The following is a 13,641-nucleotide window of genomic DNA, read 5'->3' as shown; positions in this document are numbered from 1 at the left end:
ACTATCAACTCTTTCTATTCTGCTCACAGCTTCGCGTGAGTCGTGAGAGCTGAACAGCGAGCGCGAAGCTGTGAGCAGCAACCCCCGTGTTGTATCACGGGGGTAAATTCGACGGGCTATCAACGCCTAGAAGACCAAATTAGTTGACCGTCATCATACTAAGTTGAAAAACTATGCACTCATAAGTATTTGTTTTGGTTATGGTGTTGCTTATGCTATTGATGCAAATTACATTAGTTGCACTGCAACCAATGTGAAATGAAAAGGGAATATATGAGTAGTTGGAAGAATGCTTATGAATCAAATTCAGATTTGACTGAATATGGAGATAACGGACTAGCACTGTTTTCTCTTGCTTTAAAGTTTGGTGTCGACGATCTTCAAAGTATCGCAGCTGACGCAATTACTGATGGGTATGATGATAAAAAACTAGATCTCGTATATATCAATACTGAAGACGAATACGCTGTAATTTGTCAGTGTTATTGTTCGACTAAAGAACGTCCCACAGCACCTGCCAATAAGGCATCTGATCTAAACACAGGTCTTGCATGGCTTATTCAGCGTGATATTTCTGAGGTACCGGACAGAATCAAGTCAGCAGCTATCAACTTCCGAACTGCTTTGAGTGAAAAACAAATAAAGACGGTTTACATCTGGTATGTCCATAACTTGCCAGAGTCTCAGAACGTACACGATGAGCTTGTGTCTGTACAGCAGACAGCACTAACAGCACTCAATGCGACTTTCCCAACGACGAACGTAGAAGTCCATGCTTATGAGGTTGGTCAAACAATGTTGTCTGACTGGTACGAAGAATGTCAGACCCCAATCTTAGTTAGCGAAACTGTCAGCATAAAGTGTAGCGAGGGCTACACGGTTAAAGGCCCACACTGGGAAGCATTTAATGCTGCTATTTCTCTACAAGATTTATATCGATTATACAAAAAGTATAAAACGAAAGTATTCTCCGCGAATATTCGTGATTACTTAGGTTCACGTTCGAGCAATTCCAATATAAATAATGGAATAAAGAACACTGCGGATAACGATCCACAAAACTTTTGGGCTTATAACAACGGTCTAACAATTTTGACTCATGGCTTTTCCTTTAACGAGGATCAATTAATGTTAGAGGGTTTATCCATTGTGAATGGAGCTCAGACTACTGGTGCAATTGGCAGTGCGAGAAAGTTGCCATCAAAGCATGCCATGGTTCAAGCTCGTTTTATCGCGATAGATAATGGTGATGCAGACCTTGTACAGCGCATAATTCAGTTCAACAATAGCCAAAACAAAGTTGAAGCTGCGGACTTCAGAAGTACAGACAAAATACAGAAGCGTCTCAAAGAAGAAATGAGTTCTATCCCGGAAGCAGAATACGAGGGTGGAAGACGTGGAGGGGCTGGTGACGCTATTAAAAGACGACCTAACCTTTTAGCGTCATACGCTGTGGGCCAAGCATTGGCAGCTTTTCATGGTGATCCAATTGTAGCTTACAACCAGAAGTCAGGGATTTGGGTTAACGACAGGCATTACTCTAGATATTTCAATGAAAATACCAAAGCGACACACGTAGTTTGTGCCTACAGTCTTGTAAAAGCCATTACAGAGAAGAAGCAACAAATCTCTATGAAAGCTTCTCTAACCAAAGTTGATGAGGATATCCTAGCATTTTTCCGACAACGCGGTTCTATATACCTTTACACATCTGCGATAGCTGCATGTACTGAAGTGTTTTTAGGTAGACAAGTACCAAACAGATTTAGAATTGCATTTGGGAACTTGTCACCGTCTGAAGCAAAACAAACTTGGAGCAGTGTTGTAGAAACAACCCTGCCACTATGTATACACCTAAACGATGCACTGGTCGGGGGCCTAAAGAACACCACCGACATTGAGAAAGCTATTGCGTCTTTCCGCGCTATAGTTTCAGCCGTCAGCATGAGTCAACCAGATCTATACAACGACTTTAAGGTTGCAATCAAAGCTCCTTAGGTATCAAACTTGTTCTCTAAATACTATGAAGGCTCCATATGGTGCCTTTTTAGTACCTGTTGACCTCATAGATTCTCAAACCATTAACCAATAAAAAAGCCGAACTCAACGAGTCCGGCTTCTTTCTCCTTGATATGACCAAAAAGGAGGACTGGTTCATCCCAGAAAGGTAGTCTCCTGCCCAGTCGTAATAATTTTAACAAGTAATTAGCTCATCATAGAATACGATAACCACAGCTCTTAGTGGTAAGTCTGAAAGAACCATACTTTTCTAAACCTATTTCTTTATATTGGCTATCGCTCTAGCTAGTCCGAGCAAATGAGTTGAAGTCTTAATCTCTAGTTCAGACTGAATCCCCAAAAGTGCAATCCCTGCTAAGATTTGTTGTGGCCTCACCACTTGGCCAGTCGGCAGCTCCATCCTGTCGTATAACATTTTGAACTGTACCCAATCTTCGCTAATGCTTAGTTCCCGACCTTTTGCCATTCTCATAAGCCTTTTGCACTCGGGTGGAATAGGATTTCCGTCATCCCAACCTGTGACAGTTCTCACAGATTTAAAACACAGTTCGGCCACCTCTTCCTTTGTCATTTGGCACTCTAACTCTCGAAAAATGTAATTCTTACTCATTTCGCGGTACTTCAATGATAAAACCTCTAAATACAAGAGGTTGCATTGAATTTATAATATATGCACCATTAAACATAATCAGACATAATACGCACTGAGCTTGTAGGCCCCAGATAGTAATGTCACTTTTGAGCTAGATTAAAATGTCACCTTAGTACCGGTTGCTGACTACATTTGATATTCCAGCTTCAGTTACTAAGGACTACTGAGATGTTGATTGCCATGAGTGAAAAAGAAATTAGTCGATTCAAAGTTATTCAAGACGTCTGTGAACATCGTTTGCGTCGTGCTGATGCAGCAGAGATACTTTCCTTAAGCGAGCGTCAAGTTCAAAGGTTAATGAACAAGTTACGTGAACATGGTGCGGCTAGTTTAACAGAGCACTAAACCCTGTATTGGCAGAGCCGGAAAGCTTTCAAGCGAGTAGTAACAAGTAAGATTAGAAGGCGGTGAAATTGGGGAGGTTAAAGATATTTTTATCTCTGCAAACCCAACTATAAATTTGATAGTTCTGACCATCTAACACCTTAATTCATGGTCAGTTTCTATATTATTTCGACAAGTTTGACTCCAGTACTTTTCAACTCTACGACAAAAGCTTGTCATCACTTGATTTGTATTGGAGTCAACAACAATAGTCCGAACATAGTTTCCCTGAGCCATTTTTTTAAAGGCTTGCTCCTCTGAAGGATAGAAATAAAACATCATCATTTTTTGCCTAACGCTGAGTGATATGTAACCGCTTCATTATAAGCATCAACAAAATCTTGTTTTATCACAAAAGTTTTATTTCCAACATGTTCAACCCAGTCAGTAGAAGACAATCTCTCTTTGGAGATAAAATAGTCCGTGTATGAACCTACGTACCGCAAACCGTCATCAGTCACAGCCCAATCACCGTGACGAGAAACTTCTTTACTCATAGCACATCCTGAAACCTTGTTGCACACTCATTTAAAGCATAGTTCAACTTTCCAACTAGGTGACATTTCTACTTTGCTAAGGACAGGACATTTTAAAATGGGATTGACAAATGTGTGATTAATTTCAAAGATAGTATTATCATCGTTTCGCCTTAAAACCCTTGTTCCAACTGACTCTCACGCTTCTTGCGTCGACCAGAGTTTTCTTATGGCACTTGAAATCTAATAATTATATGTGCGGCCAGCGTCTACACAATTCAATCTTCATTCAGCAAATCTAATTGACGAGAAACTTTGTCCATCTGGTTTAACTTATCTTGCCACTTCTCTGTTTGCACTAACGAACCGCCGCGCTGTGTGTGATTCTTGTGAGCATTGGTGTTGCTTATTTTCCAGATTTCACACACGCGACCAATGTTTATTATCAACTGCACATGCTAGCTCTCGTTTAAATCTATCAACTAATAAAGTTCGTCTTTTACGTAGATTAGCACACAGATTTTTCAAACCTGTCTAACGACACTCTAGCGTTATACTTTGTGTTTAGTGAGATTATTAAACGGCAATGTATATCCTATGTTGTTTGTAACAACATGCCAAACAAGCGCAAACATGTTTGAATAGATTCATTACACTTATTCGTTGGTACACAACACCGATACTTGGGAGATCCATAATCACGGTTTGCCCTGATATTACGTTCAATTGGATTTAGGTAGCTTTGGTAATAAACGTAAGAGTTACTTTAAACTCATTGCACTTAGTTTTGCTTTACTTGTTTTCTCTAACTGATATGCCCGCTTTTGAAGTCGCAATGGTGTTACCGCCTAAGATTAGAAAGCTTATAAAGCGTTTAATGGTTATCGACACATGTAATCAACAAAAAAGTGACACTGTAGCTATCTGTACAGGTAAAAGCTTGATCGTATGGAACACAAAATCAAGACCTTAACTAATAACTGTATATTTATACAGTTAAATTGTTAACCCCATAAAAACGTCACCTTTCGTATAAATACCGAACAAAAACAACGCTCTTTAGGCATATATCGATCGCTGGGCGCGTATTTTTTGGTGAAGAACGACTGTATCTGGCTTGTTGACCAAACGATACTAGCCAAAATCGAATCCCTAGATACTCCATTATGCATAATGTTACAGGTTTACGTACGAAATATATTATGAGCGACAAAGCATTCCGAAAACTCAACATATTCCTTTCGATTTTTTGCCTAGCAATCACGCTAGTGTCGTTGATCTCTTTTAATACGCTCATGGATAAGAACTACATCATCACACCAGACAGATAGCCTACGCGCGTAAATACAGACAGAGACCACGATGGTGGCACCGTAGGATCATTACATAAGTCAGAAGATGGAATTGAGTTACAGTGTGACTTTGAACGAACCTATAGCTTACCCTTCTGTGAAATTGAGTTCGTTATATCGACCCAAAATAAAGGGCTCGATCTCTCAACGTTCGATTCGGTCACCATCAATATGGAATATGAAGGTCAAGAGGATCCAAGGTTTCGATTCTACATACGTAACCACGACGACAACTACAGCGCTCAAAGCGACCCTATTTCTAACAAGTTCAATCGCTTAGACTTATCATTCCCCGATAGAAAACACATCGATTTAGCATTCTCAAATTGATACGCGTCGCAATCCTTAATCGACTTCTACACAACTCCTTACGCCTCGTAAGCTTTTTAAATACTTATTCTGTACAGCACACATGTGGCAACGAAGCTTACTCTAAGCGGTGGTAAGTCACTCTCGCTGCGAGTCTTTATCATTACCGCTGTGGCTTGTCTCGCTCTGTTCTTCGATGAAATCCTCATTTGTCTGCTTCTGAACATTGAACACTCATGCACTCGCATCCGTTCAAAATACAAGTCACAACGTCACTAGCCTTAAAAAACGCCATATATTTAGTAACTTAGGCATGGTGACACAAATGCTGACACCTAAAGTGGCGATTGTTTTACTTTCAGATCTTGCTGTAATTTAATTACAATTAAACGCCAAGCAAGGCCTTAAAAGTGAATTACTCTGCTATAACTTACTGAATAAAATGAATTTAAGGATTTTGGAAAGGTCGTGGTTTAGGTTGAATAAAAAGTTGGTATGTACGAGATAATATACTAGAGGGTAATGTTTTTAGTTATAGTGCAGTAAGGGGTAAAAAAGAAGGGCTGATGCCCTACTCTTCTTTATTACTCATTTCTTCACGAATTTGCTCAGCAACGATTTTGATAGCTTGCGCTGTGCTGATGCCTTGGGTCATCATTTCTTGAATTCGTTCAACAGCTTTCTGTTGTTCTTCGTGAGAAAGGGTTGGTAAATCGTTTAACATGCTCTGCTCCTTTGTTTAGGAGCAGAACTATATAAGGAGTGCTAGTAACTAGCAAGGAAATTGATTGATGCACCCATAGCATTTTCATTTGTGTAGTTGGCACTTAAATCTAACTGAAACAAATTGAGTGGCGAAAGACCAATACCGGCTGTCACGGTTCCTTCTGAATCTGAATAAGCCAGATTTTTGTAGTACCCTCCCCTTAACTTAAGCTGACGTAGCAGATCAACTTCAGCACCCACACGAATCATCTGTTCATTGTCTTCAAACGAAGTAAACTTTTCAGTCTCGTTTAGGTCATAATCCACACTAAAAGAAAAGTAATCTGATACGATTCCTGCACCAACCGTGTAAACCGGTTCTAGTTGGTAAGTGTATATACCACCAACCTGGTGTGTAGCACTACTTGTACTGCTGTTTAGCGTTCTCGTTGTATCTTTGGTTTCGATGTCTCTGGAGATCAAGTTGGTTGCTGCAACACCTACACGAAATGGGCCGAAAAACCAAAGTGCACCTGCATCCATGTTGAATGCGCTTTCACCATCACTGTTTTCTCGTACGTCAGATAAATCGTAATCATTAACCGATGCAACATAGTTATACGTGTAAATACGCTGGATCTTAGGTGTAATACCAAATGAGATATGTTGCCCCATAAAGGTTTGGTATTTTGCTAAAGAAAGGCCGACTTCTGCGACACCGATTGAAACCGCTTTAACTGTAGACAACTCTACTTTATCTTCGTCTGAACCTATCGTGTAAACGTTAGGCGTAGCAAATGATTCTGTATAGGCTTTAGCGAAAAGGTTTGCCGCTACAAACTGATTAGGAAGAGCAAATGCGACAACACCACCAAGTTCTACATTAGCTTGGTTACCATCAAGTTTATTAAGCGCTGCATCCAAGTCTGCGGTACTTGACGCATCAACGACACTATCGATGTTCGATTTCATGTCGTTAGGATCGTTATAGCTACCGCCAAAGCTTGGCGTGATCATGCCCATGTCATCGTTACGACGATATATTGCAACCAGTGCTGGATTATAAAATGGAGCGGTTAGGAAGTTTGCAGAAACAACACCAACACCACCCATAGCATCACCACGCGCTTCAATGGCGTAGTTGGCTGCTGAAAGAGGAAGACTGGCGAATGCAATTGACGTTGCGAGTAGTTTAGTAGTTTTTTTCATGCCGTTTATCTTTGTTAGATCCCTTACATAGTTAACGGCTCAATTTTAAATTACTTTAACTCTTCTTCGCTAGAAATATCATAAGTTTTACTGATAGTTTGTGCTTGTTCTATCGCTATGTCGCCCTGCCAGCGATAATGCACCATTGAAATGGCCAAAACATAGCGATCATTGGGTAGCTCTTCACCTGTGAGGTTCATCGGATAGTCAGATTCATAGCTCTTACCCCACACCTGCTCATAGTGCTCGTCGATATAATCGTACAAACCGACTTCAAGCTTAGGCAGTGGGCAATAAGGGTTAAGGAGTTCTTTTTTATCGATTCGCCAAGTGTCTTTAGATGCCCAGCGAACTTGCTGACGCATGGCGACCTCACCAAGAATAACCCAAGTACTCCAAGAATTGCCGTCATCACCTTTTACGCTTAAACGATATAAACCAGAGTCGAGTTGAGACGCTAAGTTATAACGCTTGAGATATAAATTGACTGAGGCATTGTTGACGACTTCGCTTTCCTTAGTAAATTCGCTATCAGACGAAACAACTTTATCGACCCACTTCTCGAAGGTGATATCTTGAATGTTGTTATCAGATTCGACCTCAATCGCAACGCGAAATGTATCTCGCCCCGGGCTTTGAATGATGTGTCTTTTTACGACCACCGAACTGATCCAATCAGGTAGTGTTTTTTTTGTGAGGGTTTTACCACAATCTTTATTCAACGCTTGGTCGAACAGTTCATTTAGGTGATCTTCTCGAGACTGAGAAGCATTGATTTGCCAAACTTCCACTAATGAATCAAACATAAGGGATAAGTCATTATCCAATAGATGTTTGTGCACTTGAGTTAGAGCATCGCTATTTTTAAACCAATCTGTTGCTTGCGCGGTATTCACCACGCAAGACAACATTAATAATGGAAGTAAGGCTTTTTTCATTACGCTTTCATCTTGTAACCAACGCCACGTAGCGTTTCGATTTCTAGACCCGGCAGTTTCTGTCTAAGTTGCAAAACATGGGTATCGACTGTACGTGTTGTTGGGAAGTGGTTGTAACCCCAAACGTGGTCAAGCAACTCGTCACGGGTGAATACGCGGCCAAGATTACTTGCCAAGAACAATAACAGGTCAAACTCTGTGCGCGTTAACGTGACTTCTTGCTCGTTAAAAAACACTTCACGAGTCGCTTTATCGATAACGAGGTTTTGAGCTATTACTTTTGATTCATCCTGCTCTTCAGCGTCTGGTAGGCGAAGTTGAGCACGAATACGAGCAAACAGCTCAGCCTCAGCAAATGGCTTTGTTAAGTAGTCGTTCGCACCTGAATCTAGACCCGCTACTTTGTCTTTTACTGTAACGAGAGCTGTCAGCAAAATTACGGGGATATCTTTCTTTTTCTTCCAACCGGGAAGAGCATCTACTGAGTCACCATCAGGAAGCTGGCGATCTAGAATCACTAGATCCGCTTGCTCCCAATAGGCATCAACTTCAGAGACTAGTTCTGCATGCAAACATTCATACCCAGCTTGCTCAAGGCTAACTAATAGACCGTCAGCTAAATTTTTATCATCTTCAACGAGAAGCAATGTCTGTTTCACAAGGTATCTCCAAAATAAATGTTGTTGGGGGGCCGATAAGCGTCATGTGACCGCCCATTTTTCCAACCATAGATTCCACTATCGTCAGACCTAAACCGAGTCCACTCTTACTAACAAATGGCTTTCTTAGTTGCCCCCAATCTTTGCGGGACAAGTCTCCATTATCTATAACTTTGAATGTCAGCTTCTTGTCAGAAGTATTCAGTTCTAGTATCACTGGTGCGACACCGTATTTAACAGCATTCCTGATCAGGTTATCGATGCACGTCCCTAACCAATATACGTTCACTTTTGCGGCAATATCTTTATTCACACGGAGTTCAATTCCCGGTGCGAACTCTTCTTCAACTTTGTATTGAAGCCACTCTTCGACGCTTGGTACCCATTCAGTTGCGAGCGGTTGATTATCTGACTGCAAATAGTCTTTACTTGCTTCAGCTAACTGTCTTAAACGACGAGTATCTTCACACAACCTACGAAACTCATCATAAACCGATTCTGGTAAGTGTTCGAACTCGCGTCTGAACCCTTCAACTGTCAATGATAAACTCGCAATCGGTGTTCTTAATTCGTGCGTTAAAATTTGAAGAACAAGCATGCGGCTCTTCATCTCTTGCTTCTTGCTATTCCAACGATATACGGCCCAACCAAGTACAAGCATGATGTTGGCGATCACCAAGATAAACATCGCGATTTGCAGCAGCTCTGAATGATCTTCTATTTCCCAACAGACGTTACCGCGTTGGACAAAACAGCTATTGTCTTCTGAAGATAAACTGAACGATAATCCAGCAGCCGTTGCATTTTCGTTCCACACAGATTCGTCATACAAATAATATCTGTCGCCGCGCTTCACCCACATTTCATCAAGCTCAACAAACATGCTTGCCCCAGCTAACAGCGCCGCTATGGCTTCATTGTCCATTTTTTGTAAACGAGATAACAGTTCATCATCTTCAGTATTTGGCCGCTCTTGAATATGCATAAAACGCTTCAAAGAGTTGAACTTGTCCGGGTACTTCTCAACATAACGTGCCGCATAAGAGCCACCACCAGGGTGAATCAAGCCACTACGGCTAAACCAGCGGTCTGAAAGTTTGGTGCCTTTACACATCGCACGGGTAAAAACTAACGGCTCTGTGATCAAAGGGCTTAACGGAAGCTTTCCGCTACATGTTTTTGATAACTGATATAAGCGTTGGATATCTTTTAATGGATACTCTGCTGTTTGCGGCAGCATTGAAGATGGCATGATCAAGCGAGTTGGATAATCAGCCTGAAGCAGTCGAATGTCATAAGATTCAACTGCCGTTTCATGATCAAAAAGTTTGGTGAAGTTATCGATACGCTCAGGCAAAGAATCAGCAAATGCGTTTACTGAAACTGACAACGTAGCAATAAGAAGCGTAAATTTTCTTTTGATGATCACAAACCAGCGCAAATTCATATAGATCAGACAAATATATACCATTCGCTATCAAAGATAAATTTTTAAGCGCATGAAAAGCAGTAAAAGCAGTGAAAGCAGTGAAAGCAGTGAAAGCAGTGAAAGCAGCGAATATTAATGATTAATTCCATCATAATATGGATACATTGTACGGGTGTACCAGAGCGTTGATTTAATAATCCAGCAATCCAAGCGAGTGTGCGATTACGTAATTTCTTTCCAATCGTTTATGAATAATAGTCAACGATGACTTTTACCGATCAAAAAAAGGAGCTCAAATGAGCTCCTTTGTTTTAAAGGTGTTTGTCAGACCGGTCTTTACAAGTGTTCTAGAATTCCTAGACAGCTCTGTTTCGCATCACCAAACAGCATCTGTGTATTCTCTTTAAAGAACAGTGGGTTTTGCACACCTGCGTAACCAGTGTTCATAGAACGCTTGAACACGATGACGTTTTGAGCGTTCCAAACTTCAAGTACTGGCATGCCAGCAATTGGGCTGTTTGGATCTTCCAGCGCTGCTGGGTTTACAGTGTCATTCGCACCAATAACCAATACCGTATCTGTCTCGTCAAAGTCGTCATTGATTTCGTCCATTTCAAGAACGATATCGTAAGGTACTTTTGCTTCAGCAAGCAGCACGTTCATGTGACCCGGTAACCTACCAGCAACAGGGTGGATACCAAAGCGAACGTTAATACCTTGTGCTCTCAGCTTCTCAGTGATTTCATGTACTGGGTATTGAGCTTGGGCTACTGCCATGCCATATCCCGGAGTGATGATTACTGACTTAGAGTTCTTAAGCATATCAGCCACATCTTCAGCTGAGGTTTCACGGTGTTCGCCCTGCTCTTCATCGCCATCAGATACTGTGACTTCTTGGCCAAAGCCACCAGCGATAACACTAATGAACGAACGGTTCATCGCCTTACACATAATATACGACAGGATTGCACCTGACGAGCCAACGAGTGCACCGGTTACGATAAGCAAGTCGTTCGCAAGCATGAAACCCGCCGCCGCCGCTGCCCAACCAGAGTACGAGTTAAGCATAGAAACCACCACAGGCATATCTGCACCGCCAATCGATGCCACTAGGTGGTAACCGAATGCAAACGCGATCAATGTCATCATCATAAGTGCAAACATGCTGCCGTCTGCTTTCACGAACATGATCATTAGCAATGTAGAAACAACAATAGCCGCTAGGTTCCACTTATGCTTATGAGGGATATTCAGTGCCGACGAAGAGATAACGCCACGAAGCTTACCAAACGCAACAATCGAACCAGTGAACGTAACCGCACCGATAAACACCCCAAGGAACACTTCCACTAGGTGAATCACATGCTCTGCGTGTGTTGCCGCTTCAGGAGCATCAATGTAACTGTTGTAACCCACAAGTACCGCTGCCATACCCACAAAGCTGTGCAGAATAGCCACTAGTTCAGGCATTTCCGTCATTTCAACTTTCTTAGCGTAGTGGATACCAATACCACCACCGATCACCATTGCGATGATTATCCACACAATACCTGTAGAGTGAGGGCCAAAGATCGTCGCGATCAATGCGATTGCCATACCCGTAATACCGTAATAGTTACCTGCACGTGCAGATTCCTGTTTCGATAATCCAGCCAAGCTCATGATAAAGAATACAGCAGCAACAATATAAGCTGCTTGTACTAATCCTTCAGACATCTGTTACTCCTTAGTCTTTACGGAACATTTCAAGCATACGTTTGGTCACGGTAAAGCCACCAAAGATATTGATACTTGCAATTAATACGGCAATAAATGATAAGAACGTGACGACGCCACTTCCTTGTCCTATTTGTAACAGTGCCCCTACCACAATGATCCCTGAAATCGCGTTAGTCACGGACATCAACGGTGTGTGCAGAGAATGGCTTACATTCCAAACTACGTAATAACCCACCACGCAAGCGAGAACAAAAACAGTAAAGTGAGATAAGAACGCAGCAGGAGCAACCGAAGCTACCCAAGCGAATGCACCAACAGCTACCGCCATACCCGCCACTTTCTTAATTGGAGAAACAGGTTCTTCAACTTTAGGCTCTGGTTTGGCCGCTTTTGGCTTAGCTTGTTGTGGTTGAGCTGAAACTTGAATTGGTGGAGCTGGCCAAGTGACCTCACCTTCTTTAACGACAGTAACACCACGCAGAACAACATCTTCAAAGTCGATATTGATGTTGCCATCTTTCTCTTTGCAAAGTAGTTTCAGCAAGTTAACTAGGTTCGTTGCATACAACTGAGATGATTGAGTCGGCAGTCGACCAACCATGTCTGTGTAACCAACAATCTTAACGCCATTCGCTGTTGTAATGACTTGATCCGCAACCGTGTATTCACAGTTACCGCCATTGGCTGCCGCAAGGTCTACAATCACACTACCTGCACTCATACTGTCTACCATCTCTTTGGTAATCAGCTTCGGAGCCGGGCGACCTGGGATCAGCGCCGTTGTAATGATGATATCGACGTCTTTCGCTTGAGCTGCATAAAGCTCTTCAGCTTTCTTATTGAATGCTTCAGACATCTCTTTTGCGTAGCCGTCACCAGCACTGGTATCTTCCTTGAAATCCACTTCCAAGAATTCAGCGCCCATCGACTCAACTTGTTCTTTAACTTCAGGACGAACATCGAATGAACGAACGATCGCACCTAAGCTACCCGCAGCGCCAATTGCAGCTAGGCCAGCAACACCTGCACCTGCAACCAGTACTTTTGCTGGTGGAACTTTACCCGCAGCCGTAATCTGACCCGTGAAGAATCGACCAAATTCATGCGCAGCTTCAACAACAGCACGATAACCCGCGATGTTTGCCATAGAACTCAACGCATCTAGCGCCTGAGCTCTTGAAATTCGTGGTACAGAATCCATCGCCATCACGTTGATGTTGCGACTGGACAATTGTTCCATTAACTCTGGATTTTGAGCTGGCCAAATAAAGCTGACCAATGTTGCGCCATCTTTAAGAAGATCGATTTCATTTTTAGACTCGTCAACGATCGGAGCGTTAACTTTAAAGATAATATCGGATTTCCAAGCTTCATCTGCAGTAACAACTTTTGCTCCAGCTTGTTCATAAGCTGCATCTTCAAAACTTGCTAACGCACCTGCTTGTGATTCAACACAAACTTCAAACCCTAATTTTAGAAGCTGCTCTACCGATTTCGGCGATGCAGCGACTCGCGTTTCACCTGCGAGTGTTTCTCTTGGTACACCAATTTGCATAGCTATTCCTTGACTATTGGCACAATGACTTATTCGTTTGTATCTAACGACAACTAATACTTCAAGCGTTTTATTCAAAGAATAAGAAAAGTTATTACTTATAACAGTTTGGTGGAGTTTTAAGCACTTTATTTTAAGAAGTGAAACCCTTCCTCAAAGTAGATCAACCACTCAATCAGTAATCTGTGTGACAACTACCTGTTAGCAGATCTTATTCTCAAAAACAAAAAAGAGC

At 41.9% G+C, this 13,641-nt stretch carries 12 protein-coding genes and 1 pseudogene; 3 read left to right on the top strand and 10 right to left on the bottom strand.

The window, feature by feature from the left end:
- Positions 1–273 precede the first annotated feature (273 nt).
- Positions 274–1,998, top strand: coding sequence for an AIPR family protein (locus OCV24_RS19100; protein ID WP_150877212.1), 1,725 nt, complete (start codon positions 274–276; stop codon positions 1,996–1,998).
- Positions 1,999–2,275: 277 nt separating this feature from the next.
- Here the strand turns inward: OCV24_RS19100 and OCV24_RS19095 are convergent, their stop codons facing one another.
- Positions 2,276–2,644 (bottom strand): phage protein, encoded by a 369-nt coding sequence (locus OCV24_RS19095; protein WP_150877214.1) that lies wholly within the window; start codon positions 2,642–2,644, stop codon positions 2,276–2,278.
- 195 nt (positions 2,645–2,839) lie between these two features.
- Between OCV24_RS19095 and OCV24_RS19090 the strand changes: the two genes are divergently transcribed.
- Positions 2,840–3,016, top strand: coding sequence for a helix-turn-helix domain-containing protein (locus tag OCV24_RS19090; RefSeq protein ID WP_390902105.1), 177 nt, complete (start codon positions 2,840–2,842; stop codon positions 3,014–3,016).
- A 320-nt stretch (positions 3,017–3,336) separates the two neighbouring features.
- Here OCV24_RS19090 and OCV24_RS19085 read toward each other — a convergent pair whose 3' ends face one another.
- Positions 3,337–3,552, bottom strand: coding sequence for a hypothetical protein (locus OCV24_RS19085; protein WP_150877216.1), 216 nt, complete (start codon positions 3,550–3,552; stop codon positions 3,337–3,339).
- 257 nt (positions 3,553–3,809) lie between these two features.
- A complete protein-coding gene (locus tag OCV24_RS19080; RefSeq protein WP_017058285.1) occupies positions 3,810–3,986 on the bottom strand; it encodes a hypothetical protein in 177 nt (58 codons plus the stop codon).
- A 747-nt stretch (positions 3,987–4,733) separates the two neighbouring features.
- On the opposite strand from OCV24_RS19080, the pseudogene OCV24_RS19075 reads away from it, so the two are divergent.
- A pseudogene (locus OCV24_RS19075) lies at positions 4,734–5,210 on the top strand (GGDEF domain-containing protein); the annotation flags it as partial.
- A 553-nt stretch (positions 5,211–5,763) separates the two neighbouring features.
- On the opposite strand, the gene OCV24_RS19070 reads toward OCV24_RS19075, so the two are convergent.
- From OCV24_RS19070 to pntA, 7 genes are all read right to left on the bottom strand, one after another.
- A complete protein-coding gene (locus OCV24_RS19070) occupies positions 5,764–5,916 on the bottom strand; it encodes a YoaH family protein (RefSeq protein WP_004731009.1) in 153 nt (50 codons plus the stop codon).
- Between the two features lie 41 nt (positions 5,917–5,957).
- Positions 5,958–7,106, bottom strand: a complete 1,149-nt coding sequence (locus OCV24_RS19065; RefSeq protein WP_150877218.1) for a conjugal transfer protein TraF — start codon at positions 7,104–7,106, stop codon at positions 5,958–5,960.
- Between the two features lie 50 nt (positions 7,107–7,156).
- Positions 7,157–8,044, bottom strand: a complete 888-nt coding sequence (locus tag OCV24_RS19060) for a DUF2861 family protein (protein ID WP_017058283.1) — start codon at positions 8,042–8,044, stop codon at positions 7,157–7,159.
- Complete coding sequence (gene vxrB / locus OCV24_RS19055) at positions 8,044–8,703, bottom strand: response regulator transcription factor VxrB (protein WP_017058282.1); 660 nt, start codon at positions 8,701–8,703, stop codon at positions 8,044–8,046. The genes OCV24_RS19060 and vxrB overlap by 1 nt, the downstream gene beginning before the upstream one ends.
- Positions 8,678–10,150 (bottom strand): sensor histidine kinase VxrA, encoded by a 1,473-nt coding sequence (vxrA, locus tag OCV24_RS19050; protein WP_017058281.1) that lies wholly within the window; start codon positions 10,148–10,150, stop codon positions 8,678–8,680. Before vxrA ends, vxrB begins: the two co-directional genes overlap by 26 nt.
- 318 nt (positions 10,151–10,468) lie before the next feature.
- The gene (pntB, locus tag OCV24_RS19045; protein ID WP_017058280.1) at positions 10,469–11,848 is read right to left on the bottom strand and encodes a Re/Si-specific NAD(P)(+) transhydrogenase subunit beta; all 1,380 of its coding nucleotides are present in this window, start codon (positions 11,846–11,848) and stop codon (positions 10,469–10,471) included.
- Positions 11,849–11,858: 10 nt separating this feature from the next.
- Positions 11,859–13,406, bottom strand: a complete 1,548-nt coding sequence (pntA, locus tag OCV24_RS19040) for a Re/Si-specific NAD(P)(+) transhydrogenase subunit alpha (RefSeq protein ID WP_017058279.1) — start codon at positions 13,404–13,406, stop codon at positions 11,859–11,861.
- Positions 13,407–13,641 lie beyond the last annotated feature (235 nt).

The organism is Vibrio kanaloae (genome assembly GCF_024347535.1).
Taxonomy (GTDB): domain Bacteria; phylum Pseudomonadota; class Gammaproteobacteria; order Enterobacterales; family Vibrionaceae; genus Vibrio; species Vibrio kanaloae.
Note: the sequence above shows the minus strand (reverse complement) of the source record. Positions and strands in the feature narration are given on the sequence as shown.

Excerpts from the sequence above, each read along its gene's own strand:
- OCV24_RS19100 (WP_150877212.1), top strand. The coding sequence starts at position 274 with ATGAGTAGTTGGAAGAATGCTTATGAATCAAATTCAGATTTGACTGAA.
- OCV24_RS19090 (WP_390902105.1), top strand. The coding sequence starts at position 2,840 with ATGTTGATTGCCATGAGTGAAAAAGAAATTAGTCGATTCAAAGTTATT.
- OCV24_RS19085 (WP_150877216.1), bottom strand. The coding sequence starts at position 3,552 with ATGAGTAAAGAAGTTTCTCGTCACGGTGATTGGGCTGTGACTGATGAC.
- OCV24_RS19070 (WP_004731009.1), bottom strand. The coding sequence starts at position 5,916 with ATGTTAAACGATTTACCAACCCTTTCTCACGAAGAACAACAGAAAGCT.
- OCV24_RS19065 (WP_150877218.1), bottom strand. The coding sequence starts at position 7,106 with ATGAAAAAAACTACTAAACTACTCGCAACGTCAATTGCATTCGCCAGT.
- OCV24_RS19060 (WP_017058283.1), bottom strand. The coding sequence starts at position 8,044 with ATGAAAAAAGCCTTACTTCCATTATTAATGTTGTCTTGCGTGGTGAAT.
- vxrA (WP_017058281.1), bottom strand. The coding sequence starts at position 10,150 with ATGAATTTGCGCTGGTTTGTGATCATCAAAAGAAAATTTACGCTTCTT.
- pntB (WP_017058280.1), bottom strand. The coding sequence starts at position 11,848 with ATGTCTGAAGGATTAGTACAAGCAGCTTATATTGTTGCTGCTGTATTC.
- pntA (WP_017058279.1), bottom strand. The coding sequence starts at position 13,406 with ATGCAAATTGGTGTACCAAGAGAAACACTCGCAGGTGAAACGCGAGTC.